The following is an 18,271-nucleotide window of genomic DNA, read 5'->3' as shown; positions in this document are numbered from 1 at the left end:
TATGAAGAAATCTCTACTATTTAAGTTTGTAGTTATCCTATTTGCTTTTATCGGGTCAGTCCTGACTGGAAATGCACAGGTAACAACATCATCGATGACAGGCTATGTCAAAGATTCAAAAGGCGCTTTGCCCGGCGCCAGCGTTAGAGCCGTGCATGTACCAACAGGTACAGCTTATGCAACTACGACGAATAGCGATGGTCGTTTTACTATCGCGAACATGCGTGTTGGCGGACCTTACAGTCTTGTGGTCAGTTTCATCGGTTACGAATCAATGAAATATGAGAACTTAAGTCTTAAATTGGGTGCATCATACCCGGTAAATGTTGTTTTATCAGATGGATCACAGCAGCTGAATGACGTCCAGATTGTTGCGAGCAGGGATAAAACTATTAACAGTTCAAGAAATGGTGCGGCTACAAACATTTCCCGCCAGCAAATTGATCAGTTACCTGCTATCTCGCGTAGTATAACGGATTTAACTAAATTAACGCCTCAGGCAAACACGCAGGGAGATGGATTCTCATTTGCTGGAAGAAACAGTTTATTCAACTCCCTTACTTTAGACGGAGCACAGATGAATAACGTTTTCGGACTATCTTCTTTGCCAGGCGGACAGACAGGTGCACAGCCATTCTCACTTGATGCATTAGATGAGCTTCAGATTAACTTAGCTCCTTATGACGTTAAACAGAGCGGATTTACTGGCGCTGGTGTAAATGCAATTACTAAAAGTGGTACAAACAAATTCTCAGGATCTGTATACACTTATTATAAAGATCAGAATTTACAAGGCTATAAAGTAGGTGAGACGACTCTTCCTAAAGTTGGGAATTCATTTTTGAACAAACAATTTGGTTTCAGATTAGGTGGGCCGATTATCAAAGACAAATTATTCTTTTTTGTCAATGGAGAGATTACAAGACGTATTTCGCCTGGTACAACTATACAGGCAAACAGGGGGGTAGCTGGTTCGAATATTTCAAGCGTACTTGCATCTGATTTAGATGCCGTTAGAAATGCAGTTATTAACAAAACTGGTTATGATCCGGGTAATTATGAAGGTTACAGTAATCAGCAGAATGCAGATAACTTAACTGCACGTATTGACTGGAATATTAATGATGCCAATAGATTGACAGTTAGATATAACTACCTGAAATCTTTTAGAGATGTCAATCCAAGCGGATCTAATTCTAACTCTGGTAGAGGACCGTCATTGACGTCAATGATTTATGATGGAATGAGATACGCTCAGTATAACAATATTAAATCTGTTACAGCAGAATTAAATACCCGTTTCAATGATAAATTTGCGAACAACCTGCAATTAGTTTATACAGGCTTCCGTGATTACCGTAAAACACAAGGAAATCCTTTCCCTGTAATTGACATCGAAAATGGAGCTGGTGCTAACTATATTTCACTAGGCACCGAACCCTTCAGTGGTCTAAATAGTTTAAATCAGGATATTTATACCTTAAATGAAAACTTTAATATTTTCGCTGGAAACCACACTTTCACTATTGGTGGTTCGGTAGGTTACCAAAAATTTGATAATGCATTTGTTCAGTTTTTCAATGGCCAGTTCAGATATAAATCTGTATCAGATTTTATTTCTGCTGTAAATGGAGACAATACGATTATGCCAACACAATATCAGTTGACTTATTCTGCTGATCCTAATAATCCACGCCCTTCGGCTAGATTTAGCCAGGCGCCAGTTGCTGTTTATGCGCAAGATGAATGGTATATTAAACCTAATTTCAAATTAACTTACGGTGTAAGACTTGATATGCCGATTTACACCGAAAACCTTGCTTCGAATCCACTGGTTACTAACTCTACTTTTAGAGATGGTGAAAGAATGGATGTTGGAAAACTTCCTAATACCCAGATTTTATTCTCTCCAAGAATTGGTTTCAACTGGGATGTTAAAGGTGATGCGACTCTGCAAATTCGTGGAGGTTCAGGAGTGTTCACAGGAGCTGTCCCTGCAGTTTGGTTAACTAATCAGGCTGGCCAAAATGGATTATTGACGAACAGTGAATTCAGTACTAATCCTAATAACCGCCCGTTCAATGCTGATCCGGCAGCCTATATCCCTTCAAATCCTACAGCAGCCCCATCTTTTCCAATAAATATTGCTGTTAAAGACTTTAAAGTTCCTCAGGTATGGAGATCAAGTTTGGCTGTAGATTATAAACTTCCAGGTGGCATTGTGGCTACAATTGACGGATTATATACTAAATCTTTAAACGAAGTATTTCACAGAGATGCTAACTTAGTTAATCCTACAGGACAATTCTCCGGCACTGGTGATACACGTGCATTTTTTCCAGGGGGAAATACAAACAGAATAAATTCATTTATTACCAATGCTATTGTATTTGATAATACAAACAAAGGTTATGCTTGGAACGTAACAGCTCAGTTGCAAAAGAAATTCGGTAGACATCTAGATGTAATGGCAGCGTATACAAGAAGCGACGCCCGCGATATCAGTTCCAATCCAGGTTCACAGGCTAACTCGGCATTTACAGGTAACCCAGTAGCAGGTGATCCTAATACTCCGGTATTAGCATATAGCAGTTTCGTTGTTAAAAACCGCGTGATTGCATCCGTAAATGTTAATTTCTCTATTATTCCTAAATTGCCAACTTCATTTGGAGTTGTTTATGAAGGCAGCCCATACGGTGATGTTTTTGGTAATACAAGATTCTCTTATATCACTTCCGGAAACGTTAACAATGATAATGCTACCTCGAACGATCTGATGTATATTCCAAGAGATCAGAATGATATTAAGTTAGTACCAATTACTGCTTCAAGAACTACAACACCAGAAGATATTAATTCTCAGTATGCAAGGCTTGATGATTATATCAATCAAGACAAATACCTTAGCAAGCACAGAGGTGAAATGTCACAAAGAAACGGTGCTGAATACCCTTGGGCGAATAGATTTGATATTAGAATCCTTCAACAGATCAAAACTGTATTTGGTGAGAAAGACAACAGCAGATTTGAAATTTCTGTCGATATCATCAACTTTGGTAATATGTTGAATAAAAAGTGGGGAACTACAAAAACTCCTCAGCTGACCAACTTCTTACAATACAAAGGTGTTGTAAATAACACACCAACGTATACTGTGAGTCAAGCTTTACCTGGTGAAACTTTCAGAGACAACACTAGTATCGGTTCAAGATATCAAGTTCAGGTTGGGGTGAGATATAGCTTCAACTAGATAATAACCAATATAAGAACAAAAAAAGGGTGCATTCAAATTTGAATGCACCCTTTTTTTGTTCTTATATTTTCTAGAATAATTGAAGCACTAAAAAGTAAAGGAACATTCAAATAAATTGCAGTCTACTCGACGAATATGCTATTCCTTTAAATACAAGGTATATAACTTCGGTGGTACGGAATTCCGTTTCCTATTTAAGACAATTATGACCAGAAAAAGTGACGCTAATCATACGTTTGTCATAAAAAATTTAAACAATATTTTAACTTAAATAAATTTTGTTCATTTGTACCGAATGAACGTTCAATTACATGATTGTTTTGGAAAAAAAGAGGCTGTACTGAAGAGTACACTCTCATTGGTGGGGAAACAAGGTTTTCACGGAACGCCTATGAGTCAGATTGCGAAAAATGCCGGAGTTGCTGCAGGGACAATCTATCATTATTTTCCTTCGAAAGGAGCCCTGATATCTGAATTGTATATTTATGTCAAAGATCGTATGGCAAAAGCGATAATCGATGGCGATGATCCTTCAAAAAGCTATAAAGAAAGATTCTTCGCTGTCATGGTCAGCCAATACAGATTCTACGTTGAAAACCCGGATTCCATGAATTTTCTTGAACAGTATATCAACTCACCTTATGCGCAGGAGTATGCACATTTGGAGAGTCAACTGTTTGTAGAAAAGGTCATTACCTTCTTTAAATATGGCATAGAAAATGCTTACTTCAAAAATATAGACCCTAGACTTCTTGCCCCGACCATTAGAGGTACCCTTGTTGCTGCCGCTAGTTTTCAATTATCACAACATATGCTGTTTTCCGATGAAGACATCAATGAGGTCGTCAGTATAATTTGGGACGGCATTAAACGACAGTAACCAATAATTGAACAATACCCTTTATATAAATATGAAATCTCAAAATTTAGTTTTAATGATGCTCTCCTGCGTACCGCTGTTCTTCACAGGCAGTCTTCACGCACAAACGCCGGCTACGGTCAGAGATCAGCTTACACTTACGAATGCGACGCTCCAAGAGTGTATTGATTACGCGCTCAGTAACAGACCCGGAATTCAGCAGTCAGTGCTGGATGAGGAAATCGGGGAAAGGGATATCAAGTCGGCACTCTCCGGATGGTTACCGCAAATTAACGGTACTGGAACCGCTAATCACAATTTCAAGCAGCAGAGTCAAATATTAACCACGAATGGAGAAAGCTCTTTGCTTACTTTTGGTGCTAAGAATACATCATCATTTGTACTGCAGGCAGATCAGCAATTTTTGAATGCAGGTTTAATTCAAGCCTCAAGAACAGCTAAGTATTTCAGACAGCAATACAAACAGAATACAGAAAATACGAAAATCAATACGGTCGTTGATGTAAGTAAAGGTTTTTATGATATTCTGACCAGCAAAGAACAGTTAAATATTATTGCAGAGAATATTGCCCGTCTGGAAAAGCAATTGAAAGATGCGAGTGCGCAATACGAAGCAGGTCTGGTAGATAAGACAGATTATCAGCGTGCGCAAATCAGTCTGAGTAATTCCAAGGCAGATAAAAAGAGAACTGAAGAATTATTGAAATACAAATATGTTTACCTGAAAGAATTGATCGGGTATAAAGGTACTGAAGACTTCAGTCTTTCATTTGCTTCTGCAGATATGGAAAAAGAGGTCTTACTGGATACTAACCAAACGCTGGATTATCAAGGTAGAGTAGAGTACCGCTTACTGGAAACTCAGAAGCAGCTTCAAAAGATCAACACCTCTTATAACAAATTAGCTTATATGCCAACCTTATCCGGCTTTATCAATTACGGATGGAATTACCAGAATCAGGAGATCGGTAATTTATATGACAGGGTATACCCGAGTTCAATTGTTGGCTTAAAACTTACTGTGCCGGTATTCCTAGGTGGAAAGAGAACGCAGGAAATTAAAAAGTCACAGTTACAGGAAAGAAAGATCGATCTTGACTTAGTTAACACGAAAAATCAGATCAATACGCAGTATGAGCAGGCAATTGCCACTTATAAAGCAAACCTTAATGATTTAAGGACTAACCGTGAGAATGTTGATATTTCCAAACAGGTTTACAATACGATCAAATTACAATACGATGAAGGGATTAAAACTTATCTGGATCTGATGACCTCAGAAACAGATCTGCGTACCGCTCAACTCAATTACTTAAATTCATTATACAGTCTGCTTTCATCGAAATTCGACGTAAAACAAGCATTAGGAACAATCACAGTAAACCAATAATACAGACATGAACACAAATTACATAAAATTAGGTATCGCTTTAATAAGCTCTATTACATTAGTGTCCTGTGGCGGTGGCGATAAATCAGCACAGCAACAACAAGGACCTCCTCCTGCAACTCCGGTAAGTTTATCTACCGTGGAATCTAAGCCAGTCACTACAGTTGATACTTATCCTGGAAATGTCGTTGCGTTGGATGAAGTGGAACTCCGTGCACAAGTGGGCGGTTATATCACCGGTATCTTCGTGAAAGACGGACAGAAAGTTTCTAAAGGTCAGAAGCTTTATGAAATTGACCGTACAAAATATCAGGCGGCTTACAACTCTGCAAAAGCAAACGTTGCAGTAGCAAAAGCCAATAGAGATAAAGCAAAAAAAGATGCAGAGAGATATACTAAACTTGCAGAACAAGATGCAGTTGCAAAACAACGTGTTGATTATGCGCTAACCGATCTTGCCAATGCAGAATCTCAGGTAGCAGCAGCAGAAGCGAATCTTGCCTCAGCTAATTCTGACCTGCAGCGTTCAATTATCGTATCTCCTTTAAATGGTACAATTGGAATTTCACAGGTAAAATTAGGAGCTTTTGCTTCTCCGGGTACAACCTTATTGAATACAGTTTCGACAAATGATCCGATTGCTGTGGATATCGCAGTTAATCAGGCTGAGATTCCACGTTTCAGAGCATTACAAAGTGCATCAGCAGTTAAAGATTCACTATTTAATATCCAGTTACAAGACGGTAGTATCTATACAGCTCAGGGACATATTACTGCAATAGACCGTGCAGTGGATCCACAGACCGGAACTATCAAAGTGAGAATTAGTTATCCAAACTCAGCAGGTAAGCTGTATGTAGGTATGACTGTAAATATGCGCGTTCTGAATAAGGCCACTGATGACCAGTTAGTGATTCCATTCAAAGCAGTGGTTGAACAGTTAGGAGAATACAATGTATATGTAGTTGGAGACAGTAGCAAAGCAACACCACGTATGGTCAAACTAGGAAAGCAATTTGATAAAGAAGTTGTTATCAGAGAAGGATTGAAACAAGGTGAAGTTATTGTTGTAGATGGTGTGCAAAATGTAAGACCTGGCGCAGTAGTTCAGGACAATACTGCAGCAGCTGCTAACGGTCAGCAACCTGCAGCCGCAGCTCCGGCAGCTAAAAAATAGGTTTTTACAAAGAATTTCAGCAATATGATCTCAGAAGTATTTATAAAACGACCCGTCACGGCAATCGTTATTTCCATTTTAATCGTGCTGATCGGTACGATTGTGATCACTACACTCCCGATCAGTCAGTATCCGAATATCGCACCACCAACAGTTACAGTAACTGCGACCTATACCGGAGCGGATGCAGAAACTGTCGAACAAACAGTTACAACACCAATAGAAAGTCAGATTAACGGTACACCGGGTATGAAATATCTTTCATCCAACAGTACCTCCGACGGACGTTCGGCTATCACAGTAACTTTTGATGTAGGAACAGATATCGATATCGCAGCCCTTGACGTACAGAACAGGGTAGGTATCGCCGAACCTTCTTTGCCCGAAGCTGTGAGAAGACTGGGTGTTACAACCAAAAAAGCAAATAATGACATCTTAATGGTGGTAGGTCTGTATTCTCCCAAAGGGACATATGACCAAAAGTTTATCTCCAACTATGTCAACCTTTATGTAAAAGACGCTTTACTTCGTATCCCAGGTGTAGGTGATGTGCAGGCCTTCGGCCAGCCATTTAGTATGCGTGTGTGGTTGGATGCCAATAAAATGGCGCGTCTTGGTTTGACACCGGCTGAAGTTTCTGCGGCAATTCAGGAACAGAATACCCGTGTTCCCGGAGGTAGTGTCGGTGGTGCTCCACAACATAGTAATCAAACTTTTGAATTCTCAGTTGTACTTGACGGAGATTTGAATACAGAAGATCAGTTTCGTAACATCGTAATTAAAAGTGGTGCTGACGGATCTCCCGTTTATCTGAAAGATGTTGCACGTGTTGAATTAGGTGAGTTCATGTACTCTACAAGTTCAAAAGTTAACGGTCAGGTTGCATCTATGATGGCCATTAACCAGACGCCAGGTGGTAACGCTGTACAAACTGCAGACGGTATTGATAAAACGCTGATTGAATTAAAAAAGTCATTTCCTAATGATCTCGATTATAAAATCAGTTATGAAACTGTATCTATTATTAAAGTATCCATCAGCGAGGTAATTCATACGCTTGTAGAAGCGCTCATCCTGGTTACCATCGTTGTGTTCTTCTTCCTGCAAAGCTGGAGAGCAACATTAATTCCTGTATTAGCGATTCCGGTATCCATTATCGGTACATTTATCTTCTTTACGCTTTTAGGATTCTCTATCAACGTATTAACGATGTTTGGATTTGTACTCGCCATCGGTATTGTGGTGGATGATGCGATTGTTGTAGTGGAGGCTGTCCAGCATTATATGGACCACGAAGGCCTTTCAGCTCCAGATGCGACTAGAAAAGCGATGAAGGATATTACCGCTCCGGTAATTGCAATTGCCTTAATTCTTGCTGCGGTATTTATACCTGTAGGATTTATACCAGGTATGGTTGGACAACTTTATCAACAGTTCGCTATTACAATTGCAGTATCTGTCTTGTTATCTGCATTTATCGCGCTTTCACTGACTCCTGCATTATGTTCATTAATGTTAACACCAATGAACCTGACAGAAGATTCAAGAGGATTAAATAAATTCTTCTTTAAATTCAATGGTTGGTTTGCACGTGTAACGAACAGGTATTCGAATGGTGTGAAGTGGGCTTTGAAAAAAGCACCTTTAGTTATGATAATTCTTGCATGTATCTATGTAGGTACTGTAGGAATGTTTATGAAAAAACCAAGTGGATTTATTCCGAATGAGGATGCGGGTGTATTCCTGATGGGGGTTACCCTTCCTGAAGGAGCTTCGGCTGCACGTACCGATGCATTTGTGAATAGAATTACAGAAACGATCCAGAAGAAATATCCGGAAGTGAAGAACATCACTTCGATTACAGGTATTAACATTCTGAACCGTTCCTTTAAATCCAATGCAGCGACATTCTTCGTTCAGTTAAAAGACTGGAATGATCGTCCTAATACAGTAAATGAAACTATTGCTGGTGTAACTCAGGATTTTGCCGGTGATAAAGACGGTAGTGTACTGGTTGTATCACCTCCGGCTATTCCGGGTCTGGGTATCAGTGGTGGATTTAGTTTACAGATTCAGGAAAAACAAACCGGAGATATTAAAGAGTTTGAAGCCAACGTAGGTAAATTCCTGATGGCAGCAAATCAGCGTCCAGAGATTGGAATGGCTTATACGCTGTTTAATGCGAGAACACCAAACTATAAGGTCAATGTAGACCGCGAGCAAGCGAAGAAAATGGGTGTTTCTATCGGTGCTGTTTACAGTACTATCTCTGCTTATCTGGGTAGTAATTATATTAATGATTTCACCAAATACGGACGTAACTTCCGTGTAGTAACGCAGGCAGATACTAACTTCAGAAGAGGAATAGAAAACCTGGGTCAATTATACGTAAGAAATGCAGCAGGCACTCCTGTACCATTAAGTTCTATGGTGTCTTATAAAACAATAGAGAACGCCTCAATTATCAATCACTATAACCTTTTCAGGTCAATTGAGATTGGCGGTGCTTCTAAACCAGGTTACAGTTCAGGTGATGCATTAAATGCACTCCGTGAAGTTGCAGCACAAACTTTACCGTCAAATTATGATTATGATTTTTCTGGATTAAGTTTGGAGGAAACAGAAGCTGGTAACAGTACAACCTTGATCTTCGGATTAATCGTAGTGTTCGTATTCCTGCTTCTTGCAGCGCTTTACGAAAGCTGGTCTGTTCCGTTCTCTATTCTGTTAGCTGTACCACTAGGTCTATTCGGTGCGATCCTTGCGCTGATGTTCCTGCCGAAATTAGATAACAATATCTATGCACAGGTAGGTTTAATTACCTTGATTGGTTTGTCGGCGAAGAATGCAATTCTGATCGTTGAGTTTGCCAAGGAACGTGTAGATTGGGGTATGCCTTTAATTGCAGCGACGATTGAAGCTGTTAAACTAAGGTTAAGACCGATTGTCATGACATCCCTTGCCTTTATCTTAGGAGTAATTCCACTGATTATTTCTCATGGTGCAGGTGCTGTGTCCAGGATGACTATCGGTTGGACAGTAGCAGCAGGTATGATCTCGGCAACGATTCTGGCAATCTTTATCGTTCCGGTATTATTCGTACTGATTACCAAAATAGCGTACGGTAAGAAAAAACTTGCTGAACTGGAAGCAAATTACAAACCAGAAGAACACGCGGATGTACTGCATGCAGATTAGTCCCTGTTCAAATAATTTACATATAAACAAAAGAGCCGCAGGAAATTTCCTGCGGCTCTTTTGTTTATATTTTATCCGGTAATTACTAACCTTCGTAATCGAAGGTTCCTTTGTCGGAAAGGATGGTTACTTTTTTACCTTCGCCAGCTTCTACGCGGCCAATAATTTGTCCGTCTATACCGAAACCAGCTGCAATAGCGATAATATCAGCTGCGATCTCCGCAGGGACATAAAGCTCCATCCGGTGGCCCATATTAAATACCTTATACATTTCTTTCCAGTCTGTTCCGGATTGTTCCTGGATTAACTGAAACAAAGGAGGTACAGGGAATAAATTGTCTTTAATTACGTGGATGCCTTCATTAATAAAATGAAGAACCTTAGTTTGGGCACCACCGCTGCAATGTACCAGCCCATCGATCTGTCCTCTGTATTTAGCCAGAATCTGGCTTATTACCGGTGCATACGTACGGGTAGGGGAAAGAACTAGTTTACCAATGGTAGTAGTCGTTTCTGCATCAATCTGAATAGTATCCGTTAATTTCTTACCACCGGAAAATACCAGTTCTTCAGGAACGGAGGGATCAAAGCTTTCAGGATAGGCGGTAGCAATAGTTTTATTGAATACATCATGTCTGGCAGAAGTTAATCCGTTTGAACCCATTCCTCCGTTATATTCCTGTTCGTAGTTTGCTTTACCTGAAGAAGATAAACCTACAATTACATTTCCCGGTTGTATTTTGTGATTACTGATCACGTCAGCTCTTTTCATTCTGCAGGTTACCGTAGAGTCTACAATGATAGTTCTGACAAGGTCACCAACATCTGCAGTTTCGCCTCCCGTAGAATAGATAGAAATACCCATCTCACGCAACTCAGCAAGAATTTCTTCAGTTCCGTTAATGATAGCGGCAATCACTTCACCCGGGATCAGATTTTTATTTCTGCCGATTGTAGATGACAATAAGATATGGTCAGTTGCGCCCACACAGATCAGGTCATCGAGGTTCATAATAATTGCATCCTGTGCAATACCTTTCCAAACTGAAAGATCACCGGTTTCTTTCCAGTATACATAAGCTAAAGATGATTTTGTACCTGCACCGTCAGCATGCATGATGTTACAGAAATCGGGATCATTTCCCAGGATATCCGGGATAATCTTACAAAATGCCTGCGGAAAAATTCCTTTATCTATGTTCTTGATGGCTTGGTGCACATCTTCTTTCGAGGCTGAGACGCCACGCTGGTTGTACCTGTTATCACTCATATTGTTGCAAAGATAGAGAAACGCCCGGATGTGGACGATTCTAACATAAAAAAATAACCTCTGCCTTTATGGGGCAGAGGTTAGAAAGCTGTGTTTGTATTAAGCTCTTATTTTAAAAATAATAATTCTCTGAATTTCGGAAGAGGCCAAACACTATCATCAACGATTTGCTCCAGCTTATCTGCATGGTAGCGGATCGCGTCAAAGTGAGATTTGACATTCTGATCGTAGGCGATTGCTTTTTCTCTTGAATCTTCAATTGCGTTAGTCCGTTTACGTTCTTCCAGCATCTCATCGATAGAGTTTTTAACAATACCCAGGTGCAATGAAAGTTTATTGATAATAGCAAGTGGAGTTTCCAGGCTTTCTTTAGAAAGACCAGCGTCTTTCAATCCTTTAACATTCTCCAGTAAAGCATTCTGATATTCGATACAAGCAGGAATAACCATTGTATTCGCAACCTCACCCATTACCCTTGCTTCGATCTGCAGTTTTTTGTAGTAATCTTCCAGCAGGATCTCATGACGCGCATGTAGTTCACGTTTAGTGAATACATTGTTTTTTTCGAATAACTCAGTTGTTTTATCTGAGATATAAGCATCAAGCGCAACCGGAGTTGTTTTAACATTTGCTAAACCACGGCTTAAAGCTTCATTTTCCCAGTCCTGGCTGTAACCATTACCTTCGAAACGGATATCTTTCGATTCTTTAATGTATTTTTTGATGATTGTTAAAAGAGCGATATCTTTTTTCTCACCTTTTTTGATCAGTTTATCTACTTCAATTTTGAATTTCACTAACTGATCTGCCATGATTGTATTTAATACCGTCATTGGTGCAGAAGAGTTTGCAGAAGAACCTACAGCACGTAATTCAAATTTATTACCAGTGAAAGCAAAAGGTGAAGTACGGTTACGGTCTGTGTTATCCAACAGGATCTGCGGGATCTTAGGAATTCCTAACCAAAGCGCATTATCTTCTTTGATTTTTTTGCTGATGCGGGAGTGTTCAATCTCATCCAGCACTTCATTCAGCTGCTGACCAAGGAAAATAGAGATAATTGCAGGAGGAGCTTCATTTGCACCTAAGCGGTGATCATTACTTACAGAAGCGATACTTGCTCTTAATAAATCTGCATGTTCGTGAACAGCTTTAATTGTATTCACAAAGAAAGCAAGGAACATCAGGTTATTTTTTGGTGTCTTACCAGGAGCAAGCAGGTTTTTACCCGTATCTGTAATTAGAGACCAGTTATTGTGTTTACCTGAACCATTGATTCCGGCATAAGGTTTTTCATGTAATAATACTTTGAAGTGATGTCTGCGGGCAACTTTCTCCATCACGTCCATTAATAACTGGTTGTGATCGATAGCCAGGTTAATCTCTTCGAAAATCGGTGCACATTCAAATTGTAAAGGTGCAACCTCATTGTGACGGGTTTTCAAAGGAATACCCAGTTTTAAAGCTTCGTTTTCGAAATCTACCATGTAAGAATAAACACGCTCAGGAATCGACCCGAAATAATGGTCATCCAGTTGTTGTCCTTTTGCAGACATATGGCCGAATAGCGTTCTGCCGGTTAAAGCTAAATCCGGACGTGCATTATATAACGCAAGGTCAACCAGGAAATATTCCTGCTCGATACCTAAAGATGCAGTTACTTTGGTAATTCCTTTATCAAAAAACTGGCAAACTTCAACAGCTGCTTTATCCAAAGCATTTAGTGCTTTTAATAACGGAGCTTTGTAATCCAGTGCTTCACCGGTATAAGCTACAAATACTGTAGGAATACATAAGGTTTTACCTGCTTTGCTTTCCATAATGAAAGCTGGTGAAGAAGGGTCCCATGCAGTGTAACCGCGAGCTTCGAAAGTATTTCTGATACCACCGTTAGGGAAGCTGGAAGCATCTGGCTCTTGTTGTACCAGTGCGCTGCCTGCAAATTTCTCGATTGGTCCGTCTTTACTCGGTTCGAAGAATGAATCGTGTTTTTCTGCAGTGGATCCAGTTAATGGTTGAAACCAATGAGTATAGTGTGTGGCGCCTTTGGACATTGACCACTGTTTCATTGCACTTGCAATATGGTTAGCTTCATCCTGGTTGATGAGTTCTCCACGGTCAATAGCAGCAATTAATTTTTCGTAGACATCTTTAGATAAGAAGTCTTTCATTTTTTTAGTATCGAACACATTTGACCCGAAAAACTCAGAAATTTTCGGCGATGGTGCCTTTACTTCTGGTGAAACTCTGGTTTGTGCTTCTTTTAGTGCGGTTGTCCTTAAGCTTTTCATTCGTTTCTTTAAAATTTTATCAAAAATAGAATATTTACAATTAAAAATTCAAGCTTTTTTTTAAAAAATTAGGTGAATACAGCTATTTGTGTATCTAAAAAGTGTGCGGTTGTGGTTTGTTTGCAAAGTATGCTAGAAATATATGCCTTTTCAAGAAGTTTAAGGCGGTTTTTGAAGACAACCGTTTTTTGCCGGCAAATAGAATGAATTATGGAAAACTTATTCTTTTTACATCATAACGTTGAATTAAACCTGAATATTATGCTGAATTTCAATGCTAACCTCAACAAAAGTACCTGGACTGCGCTTGTTTTCAAAGGCAGGAACAAAAATTACGGCGCGTATGTATTACGTGCTGAGTCCGGGTCAAACACCCTGAAAGCATTTATGCTTACCGTTCCGGTATTCGTTTTGTTATTTGCCGGTCCGGCAGTCTACAGGCAGTTTAATCCCGTACAGGAAATTAAAGAAGAAGTGCAGATTCCTGTCGAGCTGAATACATTGGTTCCACAGAAACCTTTGGAGAGAAAGGCGCCCGAACCTGTGGAAGCTAAAGTCGAAGCTGCGGCTCCGCGTCGGGAATCGAAAAAATTCAGCTCAAACATTAAAGTAGTAGACCGGCCGGATCTAACTGAAGAACCGCCCAGACTGGATGAGTTGAAAAATGCAGATCCCGGTCAGCTAACCCAGAGCGGTGTCCCAGCCACAGGAAGTACGACAGTAAAAACAGGAGATGGCGAAGGTAATTCGGCTACAATTAATACTGGCGATAATACAATTTATGATGCGGCAACGATAGATAAATACCCTGAATTTGATGGAGGGGCAGAAGGCTGGACTAAATTTATCCGCAGAAACCTGCGTTATCCTGCAGCTGCGCAGGAGCAGGATATTCAGGGGAAAGTATTTATTAGCTTTGTAGTAGAAACAGACGGTTCAGTAACTGATGTGCGAATTTTAAAGGGTATCGGGGGTGGATGTGACGAAGAAGCTATGCGGGTAATTCGTAAGTCGCCGAAATGGACGCCTGGCAGGCAGCATAATCAATCTGTACGCGTGCGCTATACGATGCCGCTTTCTTTTACGCTGGCACACTAAATTCTTTACATTTGTGTTTATGCTGTTGCGGCAGGAGTGCAGGGCGAAACCCTGCATGCTCTGGAAAAACTAAATTATATACAAATGTCAGTTGGAATTTTAAAACGGGTACATCATATTGCAATTATTTGCAGGGATTACGATAAGAGTAAAGCTTTCTATACCGAAATACTTGGCCTGGAGATTATCAGGGAAGTGTATCGGGAAGCCAGAAAATCGTATAAACTGGATCTGGCTTTGGACGGTACCTATATTATTGAATTGTTTTCTTTCGAAAATCCTCCTGAACGTCCTTCCAGGCCAGAAGCAGCGGGATTGAGACATCTGGCTTTTGAGGTAGATGATATCGAAACTTCTGTTCGCAGTTTAAACGATCAGGGTATTCAGACTGAAGCGATCCGTACCGATGAATACACAGGCAGAAGATTTACATTTTTTACAGATCCTGACGGGTTGCCTCTTGAACTCTATGCAGGTTAACTATGGGAAGTGTTTTTCGTTTTAAACAGTTTAGTTTAGACCAGCAAGGTTGTGCGATGAAAATCAACACGGACGGCGTACTGCTTGGCGCCTTAGCAAGTCATGAAGATCCGTTGAGAATTTTGGACATCGGAACCGGGACGGGAGTAATAGCGCTGATGCTCGCTCAGCGTTTTCCATCAGCTGTGGTAGACGCAGTAGAAATTGACCCATCTGCGGCTTCGGCTGCAGAAAAGAATTTTATAGAGTCTCCTTTCGCAGACCGCGTGCGGCTATCTGGACATGATTTTCTTCAGTTTAAACCGCTGCATAAATATGATCTTATAGTTTCTAATCCACCTTTTTTTGTGAATGACCTTAAGAATCCAGAGAAACGGAAGGAACTGGCGAGGCATGCAGACCCCGATTTTTTTGAGCTAATGCTCCGGCAGGCTGCGGAAATGATGAACCCTAAAGGTTTACTATGGCTTATTTTGCCGGTGAAGCAGGCAGAATTCGTTATCCAGCAGGCAGTTCGATGGAAACTCTATCCGTGCCGGCGATTTCAGATTTGCTCTGATGCGCAGAAGCCGGCGTTCCGGCAGCTGATCTGTCTGGGATTTGAAGATGTTCCTGTCCGGCGGGATAATGTATATATCTACGCTGCGCAGGGAGTTTATACTACGCAGTACCAGATGCTGCTTAAAGAGTTCTTTCTGGCGTTCTAAAACAGCGCAAATTTCTATAATTGAATAAAATGAAAAAAATTGGCTTAATATCCGACACGCATGGTTACCTGGATGATGCAGTTTATAAATATTTTGATAGTTGTGATGAGATCTGGCATGCTGGAGACTTCGGCCCGGATGTAGCGCCAAAGCTGGCAGATTTCAAACCTTTAAAAGGAGTGTACGGAAATATTGACGATAAAATTATCCGGGAAGAGTTTCCGGAGCATTTACGATTTAGCTGCGAGGAATTGGATGTTTGGATGACGCATATCGGTGGGTATCCCGGGAAATATGCTCCGAATGTAAAGAGTATAATATACACTAAGCCTCCTGGTCTTTTTATAAGCGGACATTCACACATCCTTAAAGTAATGTTAGACCCTAAAATCAATTGTATGCATATTAACCCCGGTGCAGCGGGTAAATCGGGGTGGCATCAGAAGAAAACCTTAATTCGATTTTGTGTTACGGAGAAAAAAATACATACCTTAGAGGCCATAGAAATAGGTCTAAGATAACGTATTTAATACACTAAGTAGAATGTCTGGTATCAAAACATTAGGGCAATTCATTATTGAGAAACAAGCTGATTTCTCTTACGCCAAAGGCGAACTCTCCAGATTATTAAGGGACATCGGTATAGCTGCCAAAATCGTAAACAGGGAGGTTAATAAAGCCGGTCTTGTCGATATTCTGGGAGATGCAGGTACTATGAATATTCAGGGGGAGGGACAAAAAAAACTGGATATTTACGCGAATACCCAGTTTATCTCAGCGCTCACCAGCGGTGGGGAATGTTGTATTGTAGCGACAGAAGAAGAGGACGATTTCGTCAGGATCGAATCTCCGGTTTCTAAAAATGCCAAATATATCGTTTGTATCGATCCGCTGGATGGTTCCAGTAATATCGATGTAAACGTTGCTGTTGGAACTATCTTCTCTATTTTCCGCAGGAAATCTATTGAAGGCACCGCTACGCTGGCAGATGTACTCCAGAAGGGAACCGAGCAGGTCGCAGCTGGTTATGTTATCTACGGTTCTTCGACCATGCTGGTTTATACGACCGGTAAAGGTGTGAATGGTTTTACACTCGATCCTTCAATTGGTGAATTCTGCCTTTCCCATCCAGATATGAAAATACCGCAGGACGGTTGTATTTATTCTATTAATGAGGGGAATTATGTGCATTTTCCTGAGGGTGTTAAAAAGTATATAAAATATGCTCAGGTTCATGACGCTGCGAGTAATCGTCCTTACACGTCCAGATATATCGGTTCTATGGTAGCAGATATACACCGCAACCTTATTAAAGGCGGAATCTATATTTATCCGACAACAGCAAGTTCGCCGAATGGTAAATTAAGACTACTTTATGAGTGTAATCCGATGGCTTTTATTGTGGAGCAAGCAGGCGGAAGGGCTTCAGATGGATTTAACAGAATTTTGGAGATAGAACCAAATGAATTACATCAGAGGGCGTCTATTTTTATAGGATCAGAAAAAATGGTCAGGATGGCCGAAGAAATGATGGCTGCCGAATATGTAGAAAAAGTTGTAACCGTTCAGTCTGCCTGAATCTAGAAAATAAAAGGACAGCATGCGTCTGCTGCTGTCCTTTATTATAATAAGAGGCCTTTGTTTTTTTCTGCTTCAAACTCATAATCGATAGCCAGTATATCCCTTCTTTTGGATGCTGCGACTGCAAGTACATCACATCTTTCATTTTCCGGGTGGTCATTATGGCCTTTAATCCAGATAAATTTAACATCATGCAGTTTGTATATAGCCAGAAAACGTATCCAGAGATCTTTGTTCTTTTTATCTTTAAAGCCCTTCTTTACCCAGCCAAATACCCATTTTTTCTCTACTGAATCTACAACATATTTTGAATCTGAATAAATTGTCACCTGCTGACCGGGTTTTTTAATTGCATTCAGGCCTTCAATGACTGCAAGTAACTCCATCCTGTTGTTTGTAGTCATGCGAAATCCACCGCTTAACTCTTTATAGTGACTTCCTGCACGCAGAATAACACCATAACCTCCCGGACCAGGATTTCCGCTTGCTGCACCGTCAGTAAATATTTCAATCATATTATTCCTTTTCTTTTTCGCCCGAGCTGCATCAATACAGTTCCCCAGACTGGCAAATATCTTAAATAATCCTGTTGTTCGGGTTAATGGGAGGACGATTCGTATAATTTTTCAATTTTCAGTGTCCATTCCTAAAAGTAGTTGATAAAGTTTAGGATAATTCTTAAATTAAATTAAGAATGGAAGCACCAAGAAAAGGATCAAAAGGTGGTCGGGTAGCCATCTATGATGAAAGTTTAAAAATCGCAGTAGCTCGGGATTACCAGGGCGGTATTTTGAGCATTAGCCAGGTAGCGAAAAAGCACCGAATAGGCAAAGTAACTGCCTATCACTTTGTACGTTGGTACAAGAAATTTGAGGTCCATCCAGATTCCGGCGCTGAGCGAGAATTTCAGGATCAGGGTCAAGATATGAACAGTTTAACTAAGCAG

13 protein-coding genes and 1 pseudogene are annotated in these 18,271 nt (G+C 40.3%); 11 read left to right on the top strand and 3 right to left on the bottom strand.

From position 1 onward, the window contains the following. The first annotated feature begins 1 nt into the window (after position 1). From BM192_RS13140 to BM192_RS13120, 5 genes are all read left to right on the top strand, one after another. Positions 2-3,250: a TonB-dependent receptor gene (locus BM192_RS13140; protein WP_037444046.1), complete on the top strand. Its 3,249-nt coding sequence runs from the start codon at positions 2-4 to the stop codon at positions 3,248-3,250. Between the two features lie 298 nt (positions 3,251-3,548). After that, on the top strand, positions 3,549-4,133 hold the full coding sequence (locus tag BM192_RS13135; protein WP_051759688.1) for a TetR/AcrR family transcriptional regulator: 585 nt from the start codon (positions 3,549-3,551) through the stop codon (positions 4,131-4,133). Between the two features lie 31 nt (positions 4,134-4,164). Continuing rightward, the gene (locus BM192_RS13130; RefSeq protein ID WP_037439017.1) at positions 4,165-5,523 is read left to right on the top strand and encodes a TolC family protein; all 1,359 of its coding nucleotides are present in this window, start codon (positions 4,165-4,167) and stop codon (positions 5,521-5,523) included. Positions 5,524-5,530: 7 nt separating this feature from the next. Continuing rightward, a complete protein-coding gene (locus tag BM192_RS13125) occupies positions 5,531-6,700 on the top strand; it encodes an efflux RND transporter periplasmic adaptor subunit (RefSeq protein WP_074590183.1) in 1,170 nt (389 codons plus the stop codon). A 24-nt stretch (positions 6,701-6,724) separates the two neighbouring features. After that, positions 6,725-9,898, top strand: a complete 3,174-nt coding sequence (locus BM192_RS13120; protein ID WP_037439022.1) for an efflux RND transporter permease subunit — start codon at positions 6,725-6,727, stop codon at positions 9,896-9,898. A gap of 85 nt (positions 9,899-9,983) precedes the next feature. On the opposite strand, the gene BM192_RS13115 is transcribed toward BM192_RS13120, so the two are convergent. After that, complete coding sequence (locus tag BM192_RS13115) at positions 9,984-11,168, bottom strand: AIR synthase related protein (protein ID WP_037439024.1); 1,185 nt, start codon at positions 11,166-11,168, stop codon at positions 9,984-9,986. Positions 11,169-11,275: 107 nt separating this feature from the next. Further along, positions 11,276-13,459, bottom strand: coding sequence for a glutamine synthetase III family protein (locus BM192_RS13110; protein WP_037439026.1), 2,184 nt, complete (start codon positions 13,457-13,459; stop codon positions 11,276-11,278). Between the two features lie 210 nt (positions 13,460-13,669). Between BM192_RS13110 and BM192_RS13105 the strand changes: the two genes are divergently transcribed. The 5 genes from BM192_RS13105 to fbp all read left to right on the top strand — a co-directional run bounded on the left by BM192_RS13105 (position 13,670) and on the right by fbp (position 17,322). Further along, positions 13,670-14,557 (top strand): energy transducer TonB, encoded by an 888-nt coding sequence (locus BM192_RS13105; RefSeq protein ID WP_051759691.1) that lies wholly within the window; start codon positions 13,670-13,672, stop codon positions 14,555-14,557. An 84-nt stretch (positions 14,558-14,641) separates the two neighbouring features. Then, positions 14,642-15,037 carry an SMU1112c/YaeR family gloxylase I-like metalloprotein gene (gene gloA2, locus BM192_RS13100; RefSeq protein ID WP_201771362.1) on the top strand — a complete coding sequence of 132 codons (396 nt, stop codon included), beginning with the start codon at positions 14,642-14,644 and terminating at the stop codon, positions 15,035-15,037. 2 nt (positions 15,038-15,039) lie between these two features. Further along, positions 15,040-15,744 carry a tRNA1(Val) (adenine(37)-N6)-methyltransferase gene (locus tag BM192_RS13095; RefSeq protein ID WP_074964012.1) on the top strand — a complete coding sequence of 235 codons (705 nt, stop codon included), beginning with the start codon at positions 15,040-15,042 and terminating at the stop codon, positions 15,742-15,744. A 29-nt stretch (positions 15,745-15,773) separates the two neighbouring features. Then, positions 15,774-16,265 (top strand): metallophosphoesterase family protein, encoded by a 492-nt coding sequence (locus BM192_RS13090; protein WP_037439028.1) that lies wholly within the window; start codon positions 15,774-15,776, stop codon positions 16,263-16,265. Positions 16,266-16,287: 22 nt separating this feature from the next. Then, entirely contained in the window at positions 16,288-17,322 is a 1,035-nt protein-coding gene (gene fbp, locus BM192_RS13085) for a class 1 fructose-bisphosphatase (RefSeq protein ID WP_037439030.1), read from the top strand. A gap of 44 nt (positions 17,323-17,366) precedes the next feature. Here the strand turns inward: fbp and rnhA are convergent, their stop codons facing one another. Beyond that, a complete protein-coding gene (gene rnhA, locus BM192_RS13080) occupies positions 17,367-17,840 on the bottom strand; it encodes a ribonuclease HI (protein WP_037439032.1) in 474 nt (157 codons plus the stop codon). 179 nt (positions 17,841-18,019) lie between these two features. Here rnhA and BM192_RS13075 point away from each other — a divergent pair. Beyond that, positions 18,020-18,271, top strand: a pseudogene (locus BM192_RS13075) (hypothetical protein); the annotation flags it as partial.

Origin of the sequence: Pedobacter antarcticus (assembly GCF_900112985.1) — a bacterium.
In the GTDB taxonomy this organism is placed as follows: Bacteria; Bacteroidota; Bacteroidia; order Sphingobacteriales; family Sphingobacteriaceae; genus Pedobacter; species Pedobacter antarcticus.
Note: the sequence above shows the minus strand (reverse complement) of the source record. Positions and strands in the feature narration are given on the sequence as shown.

Bases quoted from the DNA above. Each gene is read 5' to 3' on its own strand.
- BM192_RS13140 (WP_037444046.1), top strand. From the start codon at position 2: ATGAAGAAATCTCTACTATTTAAGTTTGTAGTTATCCTATTTGCTTTT.
- BM192_RS13135 (WP_051759688.1), top strand. From the start codon at position 3,549: ATGAACGTTCAATTACATGATTGTTTTGGAAAAAAAGAGGCTGTACTG.
- BM192_RS13130 (WP_037439017.1), top strand. From the start codon at position 4,165: ATGAAATCTCAAAATTTAGTTTTAATGATGCTCTCCTGCGTACCGCTG.
- BM192_RS13125 (WP_074590183.1), top strand. From the start codon at position 5,531: ATGAACACAAATTACATAAAATTAGGTATCGCTTTAATAAGCTCTATT.
- BM192_RS13120 (WP_037439022.1), top strand. From the start codon at position 6,725: ATGATCTCAGAAGTATTTATAAAACGACCCGTCACGGCAATCGTTATT.
- BM192_RS13115 (WP_037439024.1), bottom strand. From the start codon at position 11,168: ATGAGTGATAACAGGTACAACCAGCGTGGCGTCTCAGCCTCGAAAGAA.
- BM192_RS13110 (WP_037439026.1), bottom strand. From the start codon at position 13,459: ATGAAAAGCTTAAGGACAACCGCACTAAAAGAAGCACAAACCAGAGTT.
- BM192_RS13105 (WP_051759691.1), top strand. From the start codon at position 13,670: ATGGAAAACTTATTCTTTTTACATCATAACGTTGAATTAAACCTGAAT.
- gloA2 (WP_201771362.1), top strand. From the start codon at position 14,642: ATGTCAGTTGGAATTTTAAAACGGGTACATCATATTGCAATTATTTGC.
- BM192_RS13095 (WP_074964012.1), top strand. From the start codon at position 15,040: ATGGGAAGTGTTTTTCGTTTTAAACAGTTTAGTTTAGACCAGCAAGGT.
- BM192_RS13090 (WP_037439028.1), top strand. From the start codon at position 15,774: ATGAAAAAAATTGGCTTAATATCCGACACGCATGGTTACCTGGATGAT.
- fbp (WP_037439030.1), top strand. From the start codon at position 16,288: ATGTCTGGTATCAAAACATTAGGGCAATTCATTATTGAGAAACAAGCT.
- rnhA (WP_037439032.1), bottom strand. From the start codon at position 17,840: ATGATTGAAATATTTACTGACGGTGCAGCAAGCGGAAATCCTGGTCCG.